Annotated in this window: 18 protein-coding genes; 17 read left to right on the top strand and 1 reads right to left on the bottom strand. The window is 52.0% G+C overall.

Going from position 1 to position 19,568, the window contains the following annotated elements; translation table 11 throughout:
* The first annotated feature begins 375 nt into the window (after positions 1–375).
* The 16 genes from rpsB (at position 376) to KGFNPO_RS08985 (ending at position 15,923) form a co-directional block, all read left to right on the top strand.
* Positions 376–1,128 carry a 30S ribosomal protein S2 gene (rpsB, locus tag KGFNPO_RS09060; protein WP_472630980.1) on the top strand — a complete coding sequence of 251 codons (753 nt, stop codon included), beginning with the start codon at positions 376–378 and terminating at the stop codon, positions 1,126–1,128.
* Between the two features lie 130 nt (positions 1,129–1,258).
* Positions 1,259–2,140 (top strand): translation elongation factor Ts, encoded by an 882-nt coding sequence (gene tsf, locus KGFNPO_RS09055; RefSeq protein ID WP_472630979.1) that lies wholly within the window; start codon positions 1,259–1,261, stop codon positions 2,138–2,140.
* 166 nt (positions 2,141–2,306) lie between these two features.
* Positions 2,307–3,023, top strand: a complete 717-nt coding sequence (gene pyrH / locus KGFNPO_RS09050; RefSeq protein ID WP_472630978.1) for a UMP kinase — start codon at positions 2,307–2,309, stop codon at positions 3,021–3,023.
* Positions 3,024–3,136: 113 nt separating this feature from the next.
* Positions 3,137–3,697, top strand: coding sequence for a ribosome recycling factor (frr, locus tag KGFNPO_RS09045; protein WP_472634435.1), 561 nt, complete (start codon positions 3,137–3,139; stop codon positions 3,695–3,697).
* A gap of 52 nt (positions 3,698–3,749) precedes the next feature.
* Positions 3,750–4,508 carry a polyprenyl diphosphate synthase gene (gene uppS, locus KGFNPO_RS09040; RefSeq protein ID WP_472630977.1) on the top strand — a complete coding sequence of 253 codons (759 nt, stop codon included), beginning with the start codon at positions 3,750–3,752 and terminating at the stop codon, positions 4,506–4,508.
* Positions 4,508–5,335: a phosphatidate cytidylyltransferase gene (locus tag KGFNPO_RS09035; protein WP_472630976.1), complete on the top strand. Its 828-nt coding sequence runs from the start codon at positions 4,508–4,510 to the stop codon at positions 5,333–5,335. The genes uppS and KGFNPO_RS09035 overlap by 1 nt, the downstream gene beginning before the upstream one ends.
* A 22-nt stretch (positions 5,336–5,357) precedes the next feature.
* Entirely contained in the window at positions 5,358–6,530 is a 1,173-nt protein-coding gene (gene ispC / locus KGFNPO_RS09030) for a 1-deoxy-D-xylulose-5-phosphate reductoisomerase (RefSeq protein WP_472630975.1), read from the top strand.
* A complete protein-coding gene (gene rseP / locus KGFNPO_RS09025; protein ID WP_472630974.1) occupies positions 6,527–7,894 on the top strand; it encodes an RIP metalloprotease RseP in 1,368 nt (455 codons plus the stop codon). Before ispC ends, rseP begins: the two co-directional genes overlap by 4 nt.
* Positions 7,895–7,956: 62 nt before the next feature.
* On the top strand, positions 7,957–10,299 hold the full coding sequence (gene bamA, locus KGFNPO_RS09020) for an outer membrane protein assembly factor BamA (protein WP_472630973.1): 2,343 nt from the start codon (positions 7,957–7,959) through the stop codon (positions 10,297–10,299).
* 61 nt (positions 10,300–10,360) lie between these two features.
* Positions 10,361–10,876: an OmpH/Skp family outer membrane protein gene (locus KGFNPO_RS09015; RefSeq protein WP_472615745.1), complete on the top strand. Its 516-nt coding sequence runs from the start codon at positions 10,361–10,363 to the stop codon at positions 10,874–10,876.
* Between the two features lie 18 nt (positions 10,877–10,894).
* Positions 10,895–11,965 (top strand): UDP-3-O-(3-hydroxymyristoyl)glucosamine N-acyltransferase, encoded by a 1,071-nt coding sequence (gene lpxD, locus KGFNPO_RS09010; RefSeq protein ID WP_472630972.1) that lies wholly within the window; start codon positions 10,895–10,897, stop codon positions 11,963–11,965.
* Entirely contained in the window at positions 11,962–12,432 is a 471-nt protein-coding gene (fabZ, locus tag KGFNPO_RS09005) for a 3-hydroxyacyl-ACP dehydratase FabZ (RefSeq protein WP_472630971.1), read from the top strand. Before lpxD ends, fabZ begins: the two co-directional genes overlap by 4 nt.
* Positions 12,432–13,220 carry an acyl-ACP--UDP-N-acetylglucosamine O-acyltransferase gene (gene lpxA, locus KGFNPO_RS09000; protein WP_472630970.1) on the top strand — a complete coding sequence of 263 codons (789 nt, stop codon included), beginning with the start codon at positions 12,432–12,434 and terminating at the stop codon, positions 13,218–13,220. The genes fabZ and lpxA overlap by 1 nt, the downstream gene beginning before the upstream one ends.
* Positions 13,221–13,251: 31 nt before the next feature.
* A complete protein-coding gene (lpxB, locus tag KGFNPO_RS08995) occupies positions 13,252–14,409 on the top strand; it encodes a lipid-A-disaccharide synthase (protein WP_472634434.1) in 1,158 nt (385 codons plus the stop codon).
* A 168-nt stretch (positions 14,410–14,577) separates the two neighbouring features.
* Positions 14,578–15,144 (top strand): ribonuclease HII, encoded by a 567-nt coding sequence (gene rnhB, locus KGFNPO_RS08990; protein WP_472634433.1) that lies wholly within the window; start codon positions 14,578–14,580, stop codon positions 15,142–15,144.
* Positions 15,141–15,923, top strand: a complete 783-nt coding sequence (locus KGFNPO_RS08985; protein WP_472630969.1) for a TrmH family RNA methyltransferase — start codon at positions 15,141–15,143, stop codon at positions 15,921–15,923. Before rnhB ends, KGFNPO_RS08985 begins: the two co-directional genes overlap by 4 nt.
* A 94-nt stretch (positions 15,924–16,017) precedes the next feature.
* On the opposite strand, the gene ppsR is transcribed toward KGFNPO_RS08985, so the two are convergent.
* The gene (gene ppsR, locus KGFNPO_RS08980) at positions 16,018–16,866 is read right to left on the bottom strand and encodes a posphoenolpyruvate synthetase regulatory kinase/phosphorylase PpsR (protein WP_472630968.1); all 849 of its coding nucleotides are present in this window, start codon (positions 16,864–16,866) and stop codon (positions 16,018–16,020) included.
* 174 nt (positions 16,867–17,040) lie between these two features.
* Here ppsR and ppsA point away from each other — a divergent pair, with 174 nt between their 5' ends.
* A complete protein-coding gene (gene ppsA, locus KGFNPO_RS08975; protein ID WP_472630967.1) occupies positions 17,041–19,467 on the top strand; it encodes a phosphoenolpyruvate synthase in 2,427 nt (808 codons plus the stop codon).
* Positions 19,468–19,568: the final 101 nt, after the last annotated feature.

The following is a 19,568-nucleotide window of genomic DNA, read 5'->3' as shown; positions in this document are numbered from 1 at the left end:
AACGGCGTCAGTTTTTACACTGACGCCGTTTGTCGTTGCGCGATACCGATGATCGGAAGGGCATCAATTGAAAACACGGTATGGAATTCCGATCTGCCAATTGACTATGGCTGGATCTGATTTGAGATTCCAACTTCCGACATGTTTCACTTCAAACGAATTGTCAGGCGAGGGCTGCTTTACAGCGCGTGGTCTTTGATTCCTGGTGCGTTTTTAGAAAAGGCGCGCTTGAAAGATAACTGGAAATCAGGGTAAAATGCCCGGCTAGCTTATTTTACAAATAGCTAGATTTTGAAAAATCGCGAATCCGCTCGACAAAGGGTGCCTCAAAATGAGGTGGCTGACCGGATTCCAGACCTAACCCTGGAGATATTTATGTCCGTTACTATGCGTGAAATGTTGGAAGCCGGCGTCCATTTTGGCCATCAAACCCGTTTCTGGAATCCAAAGATGGCGCCGTTCATCTTCGGTCACCGCAACAAAATCCACATTATCAATCTGGAAAAGACTCTTGGCATGTACCAGGAGGCAATGAAGCATATCAGCCAATTGTCGGCAAACCGCGGCACCATCCTGATGGTTGGCACCAAACGCCAGGCCCGTGACATCATCGCCGCTGAAGCCCAGCGCGCCGGTGTTCCGTATGTAGACCAGCGCTGGTTGGGCGGCATGCTGACCAACTTCAAAACAATCAAGACCTCCATCAAGCGCCTGAAAGACATGGAAGGCATGATTGCCGATGGTTCGGTCGAAAAATTGAGCAAAAAAGAAGCGCTGATGTTTGAACGCGAAATGATCAAACTGCAAAAATCGATTGGCGGCATCAAGGATATGGGCGGCATTCCGGACGCGATTTTTATCGTCGACGTCGGTTATCACAAGGGTGCAATCACTGAAGCCGCGAAATTGGGCATTCCTGTAATCGCTGTGGTTGATACCAACCACTCGCCTGAAGGCGTAGCCTATGTCATTCCTGGTAATGATGATTCTTCCAAAGCGATCATGCTGTATGCCCGCGGTGTGGCAGATGCAATCCTGGAAGGCCGTGCCAATGCAGACAACAATGTGGTTGCAGCCATCAAGGCCGGCAACGGCGATGAATTCGTCGAGGTCAGCGAGCAGGCATAAGCCCTTCTTCTGATTTTTCAGTCGTTGGGAAAGAGGGGCAACAATGTTCGCCCCTTTTTTTGAGCGATTTTTTTGAACATATAACGAATATCGACGTCCCATAGGACGTGAATTGAGTTAGGAGATCTACATGGCAGCAATTACCGCAGCAATGGTTGGCGAATTACGTGCAAAAACCGACGCTCCAATGATGGAGTGCAAGAAAGCATTAACCGAAGCCGATGGCGATATATCGAAAGCAGAAGACATTCTGCGCGTCAAGCTAGGTAGCAAGGCATCCAAGGCCGCTTCCCGGATTACAGCTGAAGGTGTAGTGACCACGCATATTGCAGGTGGCGTGGGCGCCATGATCGAAGTGAATTGCGAAACCGACTTCGTTACTAAAAATGATGATTTCATCGCTTTTACAGATGCCTGTGCCAAACTGGTTGCAGAACACAATCCAGCCGATGTCGCTGCCTTGTCGGTGCTGCCGATGGGTGCGCAAACAGTCGAAGAATTCCGCTCAGCACTGATTGGCCGTGTCGGTGAAAACATGTCGATTCGTCGTTTCGTTCGCTTTGAAACACCTGTCAAGCTGACATCGTATCTGCATGGCACGCGGATCGGTGTCCTGGTTGAATTTGAGGGCGCTGACGAGCAAGTCGGCAAGGACGTTGCCATGCACATCGCGGCAATGAAGCCAGTTTCCTTGTCTTCGGACCAAGTGCCGGCAGATATGATCGAGAAAGAGCGTTCGATCGCAACACAAAAAGCAATCGAATCCGGTAAGTCCGCTGAAATCACTGAAAAAATGGTTGCAGGTTCGGTGCAAAAGTACTTGAAAGAAGTATCTTTGTTCAATCAGCCTTTTGTAAAGAACGACAAGCAAACCGTTGAACAAATGTTGAAAGCTGCAAATACAAACGTGAAATCATTCGCGATGTATGTGGTCGGTGAAGGCATTGAGAAAAAGCAAGATGACTTTGCGGCAGAAGTTGCGGCTCAAGTCGCCGCAGCCAAACAGGCTTAAGCGAAAATAAGCGGGCCGAAAGGCCCGTTTTTTTAGACTGGCTGACAACAGCCGGCAGCAGTAAATGTTGCGCACTCCACTCGATGGTTCAATTGTCGGTATTCTCAAAATGAGAGTTTAGTAACCCGATAAATAATTATCCGGACAACCAAAAGGAAATCAGCTCATGACAAAACCTGCCTACAAGCGTGTCCTCCTAAAGCTATCCGGAGAAGCACTGATGGGTGATGATGCCTATGGCATTAATCGCGCCACGATTGAGCGCATGGTCGCGGATGTGGCTGAAGTGGCCAGTATGGGGGTCGAATTAGCGATTGTTATCGGCGGCGGCAATATTTTCCGTGGTGTGGCGCCGGGTGCGCAAGGCATGGATCGTGCCACCGCCGATTATATGGGCATGCTGGCGACGGTCATGAACGCTCTTGCACTAGCTGACGCCATGCGTCAAGCCGGAATTACCGCCCGCGTCATGTCGGCCATCAGTATTGAACAAGTGGTCGAACCGTATGTCCGCCCCAAGGCCCTTCAATATCTGGAAGAGGGGAAAATTGTGGTATTCGCTGCAGGTACCGGCAATCCATTTTTTACCACCGATACTGCCGCGGCATTGCGAGGGTCTGAAATCAGCGCTGAAATTGTGCTGAAGGCTACCAAGGTTGATGGCGTTTATACCGCCGACCCTAAATTAGATCCGAACGCAGTACGATATTCCACAATCACCTTTGACGAGGCAATTGCAAAGCGTCTTCAGGTAATGGATGCAACTGCTTTTGCTTTATGCCGCGATCAAAAATTGCCGATAAAAGTGTTCTCGATAGTCAAGCCTGGTGCATTGATGCGCGCAATTATGGGTGAAGACGAGGGCACGCTGGTTCACGTTTAATTCCATTTCTACCCTAACCGTGCATTTTATTTTGCGCGGTTGAGGTTCTGCATTCGTGTTCGCGATTGCAGTGGAAATAGAATAAGATTTAACCTTTGAAAAAAGAATTGCAGATGACCATACCTGACATCAAAAAAAATACCGATCAAAAAATGCAGAAATCCATTGAGGCGTTAAAGGCTGATTTGGCTAAAGTGCGGACCGGCCGCGCGCATCCTGGAATTCTTGATCATATCCAGGTGGATTACTATGGCAACCCTACCATGTTGACGCAAGTGGCGAATGTGACTTTGATCGATGCCCGCACCATAGGCGTCCAACCCTGGGAAAAAAAGATGGTGGCGGTGGTTGAAAAGGCGATTCGTGAATCCGATCTCGGATTGAACCCATCGACGCAGGGCGATATGATTCGCGTACCGACGCCTGCCTTGACGGAAGAACGTCGCAAGGAAATGGTTAAATTGGCAAAAAATGAAGCGGAAGATGCAAAGATAGCCATTCGCAACATACGCCGTGACGCCAACGAAGCGCTGAAAAAAATACTGAAAGATAAAGAGTGCTCGGAAGATGACGAGCGTCGCGCTCAGGATGAGATACAAAAGCTGACGGATAAATTTGTCTCGGATGTTGACAAATTGGTAGCCGAAAAAGAAAAAGAAATCTTGACGGTATAACTAAAAACAGCTTTTCCTTACGACAAGACTATCTTATTTCCCCCATGAAATCATGACACAATCGAGTTCGACTCAACAAGTGCCGGTAGTGTCTGCGGTGCCTAATCATATAGCCATAATTATGGATGGTAATGGCCGTTGGGCTACCAAACGTTTTTTGCCGCGTGTGGCTGGGCATGTCAAAGGCGTCAAAACTGTCCGAAACATCGTAGAGGCTTGTGTTGAACGTGGGGTTGGGTACTTGACCCTGTTTGCATTCAGTTCCGAAAATTGGCGGCGTCCGGCGGATGAGGTATCGCTTTTGATGCGCTTATTCATTACTGCACTGGACGGGGAGGTTTCCCGGATGCATGCGAATGGTATTCGGCTTAAAGTAGTGGGTGATCTTAGTCGATTTGAAGCCAAGCTACAGGACAAGATTTTTCAAGCCGAAAAAAAAACGGCAGCAAACACGCGTCTGACCATCACAATATGCGCTAATTACGGCGGTCGATGGGATGTGATGCAGGGCGTCAACAAAATGCTGGCGCTGCATCCCGATGCAACCGAATTTAGCGAAGATCAGTTGGCGCCACATCTGGCAATGGCGTATGCGCCAGAACCTGATCTGTTCATTCGCACTGGCGGCGAGCAGCGTATTTCGAACTTTTTATTGTGGCAGCTTGCGTATACGGAACTATATTTTACCGAGACTTTTTGGCCCGATTTCGATTCAAAGAAACTAGATGAGGCGATCGCCTCTTATCAACAGCGCGAGCGCCGTTTTGGGCGCACAAGCGAACAGTTGTTTGAAAATAAAAAGGTCTCCTGATGCTTAAAGTGCGGGTACTTACAGCACTGATACTGCTGGCGGTGCTGCTGCCGGTTTTGTTTTTGAATAATTTTCTTGCATTTGCGGTAATTGCCACGATTTTTTTTGCAGCAGCTTCATGGGAAAATTTTCGTCTGTGCAACAACGCTTACCCACTAGTTATCGCAGCATTCTGGACCTTCGTATTCGCATCCATTCTTTTGAGTGGTAATGCAAGCGGAGCGACGTTATTGTTCGCATCCTGCGTAGCACTCTGGCTACTGGTGTTTACGCCCTTACTGGCAAATGGTTTGCCTCCTTTGCAAAGTGTTCGTGGTCGATTCCTGGCCGGTTTTTATAGTATTGCCATTCTTGGATGCTTTGTTGCGATTGTTGCCGCATTTCAACACTCTCCACTTTTTTTGCTTTCTGTTATGGCGATTGTCTGGATTGCGGATATTGGAGCCTATTTTTCCGGTAAAACGTTTGGCCGGCACAAATTGGCGCCATCGATTTCTCCGGGAAAAACCTGGGAAGGGGCACTCGGTGGCTGGATTGCAGTCATGCTGGCAGCGTTCATTTCGACCCGCTTCCCGGCAATGCACGATACTTTTGCAGCAAGCTTAGTAAGATCACATGACCGTTGGGGGCTTGTAAGCTTAATGGCATGCATGACATTTTTGGTTGCAGCCAGTGTGGTTGGCGACCTGTTTGAGTCGCAACTTAAAAGACGTGCCGGCATGAAAGATAGCAGCAATCTGCTGCCAGGCCACGGCGGCGTGCTGGATCGGATTGATGCCTTAATCCCTGTTTTGCCGCTAGCCGTACTGATAAATGTATGGCTATAGCATTGGTGTTGGAATAGAAATTATGCAAAGAATTACCATTCTCGGTTCTACCGGTTCCATTGGCGCATCAACACTGGATGTGGTTGCGCGGCATCCTGATCGTTACTCTATACATGCGTTGACCGCGCATACCAGTGTTGATGCACTGTACCGGCAGTGTGAACAATTCAAGCCGCGCATAGCAGTGGTCGGGTCAGCGCAGGCGGCACAAGCTTTATCGCAGCAGTTGCGACAAAAAGATCTGAAAACGCAGGTCGAATTTGGACCCGACGCGCTGGCAGCGGTATCTTCCGATCCAGATTGTGATGTTGTCATGGCTGCAATCGTGGGTGCTGCCGGTTTGGTGCCTACAATGGCAGCAGCCCGGGCCGGTAAAAAAATACTGCTGGCAAATAAGGAAGCCTTGGTGATGGCTGGCCAGCTCTTCATGGATGCGGTGCGGCTGAATGGAGCCACACTGCTGCCGATTGACAGCGAGCATAATGCGATTTTCCAATGCCTTCCGAAGAATTACCTCCGCGGACAATCCGGGCAGGGCGTTGCCAAGATATTGCTAACAGCATCTGGCGGCCCATTTTTGAATCGGCCTGTCGAGACACTGGATGTCGTGACGCCAGCAGAAGCCGTTGCGCATCCAAAGTGGGTCATGGGCAGGAAAATTTCGGTTGATTCAGCTACGATGATGAACAAGGGACTGGAAGTGATCGAAGCGCACTGGCTGTTTGGCGCTTCAGCCGATCAGATCGAGGTAGTAATTCATCCACAAAGTGTGGTTCACTCCATGGTTTCATACGTCGATGGCTCTGTCCTCGCACAGTTAGGTAATCCCGACATGCGCACGCCCATTGCACATGCTCTGGCTTACCCAGAGCGTATTGCGTCCGGCGTGGCGCCTCTCGATCTGACTAGTATCGGGCAGCTGGATTTCAAAAAACCGGATTTCAATCGGTTTCCCTGTCTCAGACTGGCATTTGACGCTTTGCATGCAGGCGGTTCGGCACCGGCAATTTTGAACGCAGCCAATGAAGTTGCGGTCCAGGGATTTTTGGATGGGCGTACCGGATTTCGTATGATAGACCAACTGATTGCGCGCGTAATGGATGCATTGCCGTACTTCCAGGTGGACAGTATCGAAGGCTTGCTGGAGCAGGATTTCGAGGCTCGCAGAATCGCCACCGGCTACATGAACTCATGAACTTACTACAAACGCTGATTGCTTTTGTTTTTGCCCTTGGGACACTTGTTATCTTCCATGAGCTGGGACATTTTTTGGTTGCCCGCCTGTGCGGGGTTAAAGTGTTGCGTTTTTCAGTCGGAATGGGCAAAGTGATTTTTTCGCGCCGTTTCGGTGCAGACCAAACCGAATGGGTGATTTCAGCATTGCCTCTGGGCGGCTACGTGAAAATGCTGGATGCTCGGGAGCAGAACTTGGATACCTTGGCTCCCGAGGATAAACAGCGCGAATTCACCAGCCAGAACGTTTGGAAGCGCATTGCCATAGTTGCAGCCGGGCCCATTGCCAACTTTATTCTTGCCATACTGTTATTCGCTTCACTTTATACATATGGCATTCCAGAGCCTGTTGCCAACATTCGGGTTGTTCCCGAGCAATCGGTTGCATACAAGGCCGGTTTGCGCGGTGGAGAGCGTGTCACGGCAGTCAATGGCGAGGCAATAGAGTTATGGTCTGACTTGCGCTGGAGAATAGTGCAGTTAGCCATCGATAAGAGCGCCGCCAAGCTCGACGTTAGTTCGGCCGACCCGGCAGATCCCAAAGGAACGTTGTTAAGCACTATTACCGTGCCTTTGGATAGCTTGACGCCGGAGGATCTGGAAGGTGATTTTTTAGGCGGGTTAGGTATTTCGCTTGCAATGCCGCCTGCCGTTTTGGGGAAAATTATGCCTGATGGCCCCGCCATGCAAGGCGGACTGCAAGAGGGAGATTTAATCCAGGCCGTCGATGGAAAACCTGTAGTCGATGGATTGGCTTTAATAGATATGTTGCGCAATTCTGCCAATAAATCACTGAAGTTGACGGGCCAAAGAGCCGGACGCGATTTCGCTGCAACCGTTACCCCGGAAGGGCAACCGCAAGGCGGCCGGATCATTGGCAAGATCAAGGCAGAAGTTTCCATGATCCCAGCCATGGTCACCGTGCGCGCGACACCGATTGATGCAATTATCAAGGGTGCCAACCGTACTTGGGACACTAGCGTACTGTCGCTCAAAATGCTCGGAAAGATGTTGGTGGGCGAGGTTTCCCTGAAAAACATCACTGGCCCGATCACCATCGCCGACTATGCAGGTCAGACTGCACGCATTGGCATTGTCAGCTATATCAGTTTTATCGCATTCATCAGCATCAGCCTGGGTGTGATGAATTTGCTACCGATCCCGGTGTTGGACGGTGGACTTTTGTTGTATTATTTCGTGGAAGTTTTTACCGGACGCCCTGTTTCTGCACGTTTTGGCGAAATTGCCCAACGGGCCGGGATGGGTATTTTGATGACATTGATGCTTGTCGCTGTCTTCAATGATATCGTGCGCCTTATTTCCTGAGTTGATGATGATCTTGCCTAACGGGCACTCGCAAAACAAAAAGTATTCATAATCGGTACCCAATGAAATTATATTCTGAGCGTTTTTCCATTCCTGTTTTTCGCCGAAATCTACTCGCTATTGCCGTTTTTGCCCTGTGTTCCGGACAAGCGCTGGCGATTGAACCGTTCAAGGTAAAAGATATACGCGTAGAAGGAATCCAGCGTACTGAAGCCGGCACTGTGTTTAGTTATCTTCCGGTGCGTGTTGGCGAAACCTTCACCGATGAAAAAAGTGTAACCGCGATCAAGTCTCTGTATGCAACCGGTTTCTTCAAGGATGTTCGAATTGAAGTCGATGGCGACGTGCTGGTCATCATGGTAGAAGAACGCCCTGCGATTGCCAGCGTGGAGTTCTCCGGCACCAAGGAGTTCGACAAGGAAATGCTGACCAAGGCGTTGAAAGAAATTGGCCTGGGCGAATCACGCATTTTCGACAAGGCTTTAGTGGACCGTGCCGAACAGGAATTAAAACGCCAATATCTTGCCAGGGGTTTATATGGGGTTCAAATTACCTCTACGGTCACACCGATCGAGCGGAACCGGGTAACGGTCACTTTTGCAGTGGAAGAAGGCAATATTACCCACATTAAACAGATCAATTTTGTTGGTAATAAAGCGTTTAGCGACAGCGAATTATCTGATCTGTTAAACCTGACAACGCCAGGCTGGTTTACCTGGTACACCAAAGCTGACCAATATTCGAAACAAAAACTGACAGGCGACATTGAAGCGCTAAAATCCTTTTATCTGAATCGTGGTTATATTGAGATGCAGGTGGAGTCGACGCAAGTCTCGATCACACCTGATAAAAAAGATATCTTCATCACCATCAATATCAACGAAGGGGAAAAATACACCGTCTCCGACGTCAAGATCGAGGGTCAGATGTTTGGCCGCGAAGCGGAATTTGCTTCCCTGCTGACCTTGAAAAAAGGCGACGTTTATTCAGGCGAAAAACTGACGGCAAGCACTGCAAAAATATCGGAACGCATGGGTAACTTCGGCTACGCTTTCGCTAACGTCAATGCCAATCCGCAAATCAATCGCGAGAAAAAGGAAGTCGCGCTGACGATTCTTCTGGACCCCGGTAAGCGCGTCTATGTTCGGCGCATTAACCTTGCCGGCAATACAAAGACGCGCGACGAGGTGATCCGACGCGAATTCCGGCAATTTGAGGATGCCTGGTATGACGGCACCAAAATCCGGCTTTCACGGGACCGGGTGGATCGTCTTGGCTACTTCAAAGAAGTAAATATTGAAACACCGGAAGTGCCCGGCAGCACAGATCAGGTCGATGTCAACATGGCGGTAGTGGAAAAGCCGACCGGTAACTTGCTATTGGGCGCCGGTTATTCCAGTAGCGAGAAGCTGACGCTGACAGGTTCCATTCAGCAAGCCAATGCCTTTGGCACCGGCAATACGATAGGGCTGGATGTCAATACCAGCAAACGCAATCGCACGGTAGCATTGTCACAAACCGACCCGTACTTCACCAAGGATGGTGTCAGTCGCAGCTATGAACTGTTTTATCGGACAACCCGTCCGGCTGAAACCTATACATACGACTACAAAGTGGTAACCTCGGGCGGCAGTATACGATTCGGCGTGCCATTCTCTGAACTGGATACAGTGTTTTTCGGCATCGGTGCTGAACGAACAGCAGTGGAAACTTTTGCCAGCAGCCCGGACAGATGGCAAGAATTTGTCAAAGATAACGGTAGTGCATCCGGTATAGGAAAAGCCAGCACAACGTCATTTCCATTAACCGTTGCATGGCAACGTGACGGGCGCGACAGTGCGATTGCTCCCAACAAAGGCCGCTATCAACGTGCCAACCTGGAGTTGTCTGCGATCGGCACACTAGGGTATTACCGTGCGGTATATCAGGATCAATATTTCCTGCCGATTACCAGCAGCATGACGCTGGCATTGAATGGCGAAGTCGATTACGGTCGTGGGTTAGGCGGCAAGAAGTATCCGATATTCAAAAATTTCTATGCCGGTGGTATCGGATCGGTGCGCGGCTATGAAGGCTCCTCATTGGGTGTCGGAACCAATGTTGATCGCGTAACCGGCGAATCTCTGGGCGGTTCGACTCGCTTGATTGCGAATGCCGAGCTGCAATTTCCATTTCCCGGTTCCGGAAAAGACCGGACCTTGCGCTGGTTTACTTTTTTTGATGCAGGCAATGTGTTTGCAGAAGGGCAAAAGATCCGTACTACGGATTTGCGCACATCGGTCGGTATCGGCTTGAGCTGGATATCGCCGATTGGCCCACTGAAATTAAGTTATGGCAAACCCATAAATGCCACGTCTACGGATCGGAAGCAGAACTTCCAATTCCAACTGGGCACCGGGTTTTAATCGGGTTTTAACTTATACGACTTAAATACTATGACGGCCCCGGTCGTTTGACTCTTGGAGAATGCACTTGAAGTTTCTAACTACATCATCATCAAAAATCGTTGCCGCTGTATTGCTATGCCTGGCCGTAAATGTGCATGCGCAGGAATCCAAGATCGGCTTGATCAATTCCCAGCGCGTGATGCGTGAATCGGCCCCGGCCAAGGCGGCTGAAGCAAAAATCGAACAGGAATTTTCAAAGCGTCAGAAAGAATTGCTCGATTCTTCCAGCCGCATCAAAACTCTGGCAGAAAAACTCGACAAGGATTCGGCGGTAATTTCCGAATCAGACCGGATACGACGTCAGCGTGAATTAAGCGATATGGACCAAGACTTTCAGCGCAAGCAACGTGCATTCAGCGAAGATTTGAATCTGCGCCGCAATGAAGAAATCGCTATCGTGGTTGAACGTGCCAACAAGGCAATCAAGCAGGTTGCGGAATCTGAAAAATACGACATCATTTTCCAGGATGCTGCGTACTTCAATCCGCGTATCGATGTCACTGAAAAAGTGCTGAAGATCCTCAACAAGAAGTAATTTCATGAAAAAACCACTATGAGCATTCGACTTGGTGCATTGGTCGAACGCTTGGGTGGGCAATTGATGGGCGATCCGAACACGGAAGTGTTCGGCATTGCGCCTTTGGATGACGCAAACGCGTCGCACATCACATTTCTCTCTAATCCCAAGCTTCGGACACAAGCGGCGCACACACAAGCGGCCGCCATTATTCTATCGGCTTCAAATGCCACGGCAATCGGTCCCGAGTATCAGGGTGCGCGGATTGTGGTGGACAATCCCTATGCATATTTTGCCCGGGCGGCGCAATGGTTTGCGGCGGAAAATGCGCATCCGCGGGCAGCTGGCATCAATGCGACTGCGCATGTGGATGCCAGCGCCACGATTGCGGCGACCGCATTCATCGGCCCGCATGTGACGATCGAAGCAGGGGCTCAGGTTGCCGACCATGCGGTGATTGATGCCGGCTGTTTTATTGGACGCGACGCCAAAATCGGTGCCGGCACCCATTTTTTTGCACATGTGACATTCCATGCCGGATGTGAAATCGGGCAGCGCGGCATTCTCCATTCCGGTGCCGTGATCGGTACTGACGGCTTTGGTTTTGCCAATGAAGACGGGGCGTGGATCAAGATTCCGCAGACGGGGCGTGTGATCATTGGCGACGATGTTGACATCGGCGCCAATACCTGCATCGATCGTGGCGCTCTGACGGACACCATCATTGAGAACGGCGTCAAGCTGGATAACCAAATTCAGATCGGTCACAACTGCCATATCGGCGCGCACACTGCAATGGCTGGCTGTGTCGGCGTGGCCGGTAGCGCCACAATCGGCAAATATTGTACTTTTGGCGGTGCGGCAATGGTACTTGGTCACCTGAGCATCGCCGACAACGTGCATATTTCATCCGCCAGCATGGTATCGCGCTCGATCCGGGAGGCAGGCCAGTACACCGGTTTTTATCCGCTGGCCAAGAATGCCGACTGGGAAAAATCCGCTGCCATCGTGCGCAACCTGACATCAATGCGGGAGAAAATCCGTAACCTGGAAAAAACCGTGCAATTGCTTACAAAATCGCTTACAGACAAGAGTCAAGAATCATGAAAACCCTAGATATCAACCAAATCAAACAATATCTGCCGCACCGCTACCCGATGTTGCTAGTCGATCGCGTGCTGGACTGGGAGGCAGGCAAACGCATCACTGCGATCAAGAACGTCACGGCCAATGAAGAATTCTTCAATGGCCATTTCCCGAACAAACCGGTGATGCCGGGTGTGCTGATGATCGAGGCGATGGCCCAGACTGCAGCGATTCTGTCGTTTTTGACGATGGACATGAAGCCCGACAAAGACACCATCGTGTATTTCCTCGGCATTGATGGCGCGCGTTTCAAGCGGCCGGTGGAGCCTGGCGACCAACTCAGGATGGAAGTTGAAATCCTGCGTGTGGCGCGCGGCATCTGGAAATATGCAGTCAAGGGCACCGTAGATGGTCAACTCGCGGTTGAGGCTGAACTAATGTGCACCATGCGCACTGCCGCGGATGCTAGCAAGGCTGCGGGTCAGTAATGGCGGGGATTCATTCCACTGCACTGGTTGATACCAAGGCGCAACTGGATAGTTCCGTCGAAGTCGGGCCATATTCGGTCATCGGTCCGAACGTCATGATCGCCGCTGGCACCAAAATCGGCCCGCATGTCGTGATTGACGGCCATACCAGCATCGGGCGCGACAATACTTTTTTCCAGTTCGCCTCGATCGGTGCCGCGCCCCAGGATAAGAAATATGCGGGTGAGCCGACCCGGCTGGAAATCGGTGATCGCAATACGATTCGCGAATTCTGCACGCTCAACCGCGGCACCGCGCAGGATGCCGGCGTCACCCGGCTTGGCAATGACAACTGGATCATGGCTTACGTCCATATTGCGCATGATTGCCAGTTGGGCAATGACATCATTTTGGCCAATAATGCGACGCTGGCCGGTCATGTGCATCTGGACGATTGGGTGTTTCTCGGCGGCTTTACTACCGTCCATCAGTTTTGCCACATCGGCGCGCATGCAATGACCGCGTTTACCGCTGCAGTCAGCCAGGATGTGCCGCCGTTCGTGACTGCCGCCGGCAATCGTGCGGTGCCGGCCGGAATCAATAGCGAAGGCATCAAGCGGCGCGGCTTTAGCAGCGAGCAGATTATGGCAATCAAGCGCGGTTATAAATTGATTTACCGCGCCGGATTGCCACTCGACGCGGCCCAGTCTGCGCTGCTGGAAGAAGAATCGAAATCCCCGCAAGCCGCGCAATACTTGCGTTTGATGCGTGAATTTATTGCCTCGTCCTCCCGTGGCATCATCCGCTAAAGCCATCATTAACACCGCCATTAACACCGCCATTAACACCAGCATTAACACCACCATCGCGATGGTCGCCGGCGAGAGTTCCGGCGACCTGCTGGCGAGCCGGTTGCTGTCGGGGCTGCGGGTGCATCTGCCGCAAGCCCGCATGCACGGCATCGGTGGCGTCAAAATGGCCGAGCAGGGCTTTGTCAGCGATTGGCCGATGGAGAAACTGACGGTGCGCGGCCTGTTTGAAGTGATTCCGCGTTATCGCGAGATCAAGTCGATCCAGAACACTTTGCGCGATCAGTTGTTGGCTGAAAAGCCGGCGGTTTTCATCGGCGTCGATTATCCGGGCTTCAATCTCGGTCTGGAAATGCAGTTAAAGCGCGCCGGCATACCGACCGTGCATTTTATCGGCCCGCAAATCTGGGCCTGGCGCGGCGGACGCATCAAGAAAATCGCCAAAGCGGTATCGCACATGCTGGTAGTGTTTCCATTCGAGGAAGCCATTTATCGCAAGGCAGGCATCCCGGTTACCTACGTTGGCCATCCGCTGGCAGAAGTGATTCCGTTGCTGCCGGATGTAGCGGCAGCAAGAGCTGCATTGCATTTGCCGTTGACTGCAAAGGTGGTGGCGATTTTGCCCGGAAGTCGCATCTCGGAATTGAAATACAACACCGAAGCTTTTATCGGCGCGGCAAAATTGCTGCTCCAGCGCGAGCCTGGTTTACGCTTTGTGGTGCCGATGGCAGGCGCGCAGCAGCGCGATTATTTTGTGCAATTGCTGGCGCAAGCCGGTTTGGCCGACGTTCCGCTGCAATTGGTCGATGGTCAGTCGCATACCGTGCTGGCGGCGGCCGATGCAGTGCTGGTTGCTTCCGGCACCGCTTCGCTGGAAGTTGCGCTGTTCAAGAAGCCAATGGTCATCGCGTACCGGATGATGCGCGCTTCCTGGGAAATCATGCGCCATATGGGATATCAGCCGTGGATTGGGTTGCCGAATATCCTGGCGCGGGAATTCCTGGTGCCAGAACTATTGCAGGATGCCGCCACGCCGCAAGCTCTGGCCGATGCGCTCTGGCGGCAATTGACAGATGTCAGCCTGCAAGCGTCCTTGCAGCAACGTTTTACCGAGATGCATCATGCGTTGTTGCGCAATACCGCCAAGGAAAGCGCACAGGCTGTCTTGCAGGTGATGAACGCTGGATAGCGATTAATACACCATACTGTAATTTTCAATACCGCAATTAATATATGTGGAATTCGCAGTGTTTTTTACCATACTCCCTATTTTATTATTTTCGTTAAACCTTTTAAAGTGATCAGCGTGCAAAAATTGGAACAATTCCTGTTGTCGATTGAACTTGATAACACGTTGATGTGTGGTGTCGATGAAGCCGGACGGGGGCCGCTGGCGGGGCCGGTATTCGCGGCCGCCGTCATTCTCGATCCGGCCCGGCCGATCGAAGGCTTGCGCGATTCGAAGAAACTGACGGCGGCGCGGCGCGAGGTGCTGGCGCTCCAGATCAGGCAGCGTGCGCTGGCCTGGTCGATTGCCCAGTGCTCCGAGGAGGAAATCGATCGCCTGAATATTCTGCAAGCCACCATGTTGGCGATGCGCCGTGCGGTCGAAGGGCTTTCTATTCAGCCGACGCTGGCCTTAATCGACGGCAATCGCTGTCCTGTGATGACTCTGCATTGTGAAGCGATTATCAAAGGCGACGACAAGGTGCCGGCCATCTCGGCCGCCTCGATTCTGGCCAAAACTGCGCGTGACGCGGCATTGCTCACACTGCATCAGCAATTTCCACAATACGCCTTTGACCAGCACAAAGGCTATCCGACTGCCTTGCATCTGGCCCGGTTGCGCGAACATGGGGTGTCGCCGGTACATCGCAAATCGTATGCGCCGGTGCGCGCATTGCTCGCTGTGGAGCATCCATGAAACCGATTTCTTCACGCGACAACCCCCTTTACAAGGAACTCAAACAGCTGGCGACCAGTTCGCAAGCCCGGCGCAAGACTCAGCGCACATTGCTCGACGGCGTCCATTTGTGCGAAGTTTATCTGGACCAGGTCGGCGCGCCGCCCTTGTGCATCGTCAGCGATAGCGCCGTGTCGCAACACGAAGTCACGCCGATCCTGCAACGCTGCGAAGAAGGTGGCGCGCAATGCATCTTGCTGCCGGATGCCCTATTCAAAGCCATCAGCCAGGTCGAGCATGGCATTGGCTTGCTGTTCGTGGTCGATACGCCGGCACATGACGCCTCATTGCGTTTGTCCGGCAACGCGGTGCTGCTGGACCGGTTGCAGGACCCGGGCAATCTCGGCTCGATTTTGCGCAGCGCCGCCGCCGCAGGAATCACAGATGTCTTTTGCAGCGCCGGCACCGCCTTCGCCTGGTCGCCCAAAGTATTACGGGCAGGCATGGGCGCGCACTTTCACCTGCGTATCGCGGAAGAGGTCGATCTGGTGCAGTTATTGCAATCTGCAAACATACCGGTGCTGGCGACCAGTTCCCATGCAGAAGCCACCATTTACGATATCGATTTACAGCAACCTGTGGCTTGGCTGTTCGGTCATGAAGGACAGGGAATTTCCGATCAACTGATGGCATTGACCACGCACCAGGTCGGGATTCCGCATCTGGGTCAGATGGAATCCCTGAATGTGGCGGCTAGTGCGGCAGTCTGCTTTTTTGAGCAAGTCAGGCAAAGACGCTAGATTTCAGTAGTGCAGGCCTCCGTGCCTGTACCGGGCCGCAGGCACGGAGGCCTGCACTACTAAACAACAGTATTTTGCGTCAGTTCTGAATTCCTCAGTACACCCGCTTCTCTAATTTGAGTTCCTGCAAAATCGTGCTGGAGATCTCTTCTATCGATTTTGTGGTAGAGGACAACCAATGTATTCCCTCTCGCTTCATCATCGCTTCTGCCTCGTTGACCTCAAAGCGGCAGTTTTCCAGGGCTGCATACTTGCTGCCAGGGAGACGCTCGTTGCGGATTATGCATAAGCGTTCCGGCGTAATGCTCAGGCCAAAAATCTTGGATTTATACTTCAACAAGGCCGAAGGCATTTTGCCGCGCTCAAAGTCTTCCGGTATCAGCGGATAGTTCGCCGACTTGATGCCGTATTGCATCGCCAGAAACAGGCTGGTCGGGGTTTTTCCCGAGCGCGATACGCCGACCAGGATCACATCGGCGGCAGACAAGTTCTTGTGCGACTGACCGTCATCATGGATCAGCGAGAAATTGATCGCTTCGATACGGTTTTTGTATGCTTCTGAATTGGCAATGTCCTGACCACGACCGATGGTGTGGGTCGATTTGATCCCCAGTTCCTGTTCCAGCGGACCGACGAAGGTCTGGATCAGGTCCATATACATGCATTTGGTATTGCGAATGATCTTGGAGAGGTCTTCCTTGACTAGCGTAGAGAAAATGATCGGGCGCATGCCCTCCTGTTCAAAGTTTTCATTGATTTTGGCCGCAGCGTAATGCGCCTTGTCCAGGTCGTCAATGAAGGGCAGGCGCACTTGCTTGAAGCGCAGATTGAACTGTGTCAGCACCGCATGGCCGAAAGCCTCGGCAGTAATGCCGGTACCATCAGAGACGAAAAACACGGTGCGATCGAATGCTGTAGGCTGGATGATTGAGATAGCTGGCATGGGGCCTTAAGAGAGTGGTTGTGCTAAAAATAGCATGCCTGCAGATAAAAACTAATCGCAGCATGTAAAATGCTGCACATTAGCTTGCATCAAGTTGCTCTTATAAGAATAACAAAAAGAAGTGATCAATGACGATGCGCACGAAGATTTCTTATCATCAAACTAGAGGTTGTTATGTCCAACGCAGTACTTACAGGGGTGTCTACGAAGGCCACTTACGTGGCTTCATTTGAAAATTTGCGCATGACGGATGTCGATTCCGTCGGCGGCAAAAATGCATCATTAGGCGAAATGATCAGCCAATTGGCAAACGCAGGAGTGCGTGTGCCGGGCGGTTTTGCCACTACCGCCCAGGCTTTTCGGGATTTCCTATCCTATAGCGCAAATGGCAGCGCGACTTTGGCTGACCGCATTGCGCAGCGTTTGTCTGACTTGAACATCGACGATGTCCGGGCCTTGGCCCAGGCCGGTGCAGAAATTCGCCAGTGGATCGTCGATACCCCTTTCCAGCCACGGCTTGAAAGTGAAATTAATACTTTTTATGAACGACTGGTGGCGGATTCTGCAAGCGAAATGTCGTTCGCCGTGCGGTCTTCGGCTACCGCTGAAGATTTGCCGGATGCATCTTTTGCCGGCCAGCAGGAAACCTTCCTGAACGTGGTCGGCATCGACAATATTCTCGAAGCAATGAAACATGTGTTCGCTTCGCTGTATAACGACCGCGCTATTTCGTACCGCGTCCACAAGGGTTTCACGCATGCGGAAGTAGCCTTGTCTGCCGGTGTGCAGCGCATGGTGCGTTCCGACCTCGGCTCGGCAGGCGTGATGTTTACGCTCGATACCGAATCGGGCTTCAAGGATGTGGTCTTTATCACCTCCAGCTACGGCCTGGGCGAAACGGTGGTGCAGGGCGCGGTCAATCCGGACGAGTTCTACGTCCACAAACCGATGCTGCAACTGGGCAAATCGCCGGTGATTCGCCGCAATATCGGCTCCAAACTGCTGAAGATGGAATTTACCGGCGAAGCCAAGGCCGGGCGCTCGGTGCGGACGGTGGATGTGCCAATCGAACTGCGCAACCGCTATTCACTGAACGACCAGGAAGTAGTGGAACTGGCCAAATATGCGGTCATCATCGAGAATCATTATCAGCGTCCGATGGATATCGAATGGGGCAAAGATGGGCGTGACGGCAAGTTGTACATCCTGCAGGCACGTCCGGAAACGGTAAAGTCGCAGCAGAAAGCGACCGATGCCCAGCAGCGCTTCAAGCTCAGAAGCACCGGTACGGTATTGGCTAGCGGTCGTGCGATTGGGCAGAAAATCGGTGCCGGTCCGGTGCGCGTGATTCACGATTCAGCCGATATGGAGCGGGTGCAACCTGGCGACGTACTGGTTACCGATATGACCGACCCCAACTGGGAACCGGTTATGAAGCGCGCTGCCGCCATTGTTACCAACCGCGGCGGCCGTACTTGTCACGCGGCGATCATTGCGCGTGAGCTGGGTGTTCCTGCGGTAGTGGGCTGCGGTAATGCAACCGAATTGCTCAAGGAAGGTACGCTGGTCACGGTGTCCTGCGCCGAGGGCGATGAAGGCAAGATTTATGACGGTTTACTGGAAACTGAAGTCACCGAAGTGGCACGCGGCGAATTGCCGAAATTGCCGCTGAAAATCATGATGAACGTCGGCAATCCGCAACTGGCGTTTGATTTTCAATCGATTCCGAATGCCGGTGTCGGCCTGGCGCGTCTTGAGTTCATCATCAACAACAATATCGGCGTCCATCCAAAAGCGATTCTGGAATATCCGAATATTGATGCTGCGCTGAAGAAAGCGGTTGAATCGGTGGCACGCGGCCATGCTTCACCGAAGGCCTTTTATGTCGACAAGCTGGCCGAAGGAATCGCCACCATCGCGGCAGCTTTCTGGCCGAAACCAGTGATCGTGCGCATGTCCGACTTCAAGTCGAATGAGTACAAGAAGCTCATCGGCGGCTCGCGTTACGAGCCCGACGAAGAAAATCCAATGCTGGGCTTTCGTGGCGCTGCACGCTATCTGGCTGACGATTTTGCCGAAGCATTCGAAATGGAATGTCTCGCAATGAAACGGGTACGTAACGAAATGGGCTTGACTAACGTCGAAATCATGATTCCGTTCGTGCGTACGTTGGGGCAAGCTGAAAAAGTAATCGGCCTGCTAGGCAAGAACGGCCTCAAGCGCGGTCAGGATGGTTTGCGCGTCATCATGATGTGTGAAGTGCCTTCGAATGCGATTCTGGCCGAGCAGTTCCTGGAGCATTTTGACGGCTTCTCCATCGGCTCCAACGACCTGACCCAGCTGACGCTCGGCCTGGATCGGGATTCCGGCATGGAATTGCTGGCAGCCGATTTCGATGAACGCGATCCTGCCGTGCTGGCCTTGATCTCGCAGGCTATCGCCGCCTGCCGCGCGCAAGGCAAATATATCGGGATTTGCGGTCAGGGGCCATCAGACCATCCGGAATTTGCCGAGTGGCTCTTGAAACAGGGCATTGAGTCGATTTCGCTCAACCCGGATACGGTAATCGATACCTGGCAAGCGCTGGCTGCACTTAGATAAAAATTTATTGCTGGCATAAAAACGCGAGCCGACCTGGTCGGCTCGCGTTTTTTTTAGCCTACGATGGTGAGCCTGTTTCCACGGGCCAGCTTATCGCAATG

It is taken from the genome of Gelidimonas diazotrophica (assembly GCF_055694025.1).
This window is presented reverse-complemented; position numbering and strand designations above follow the sequence as displayed.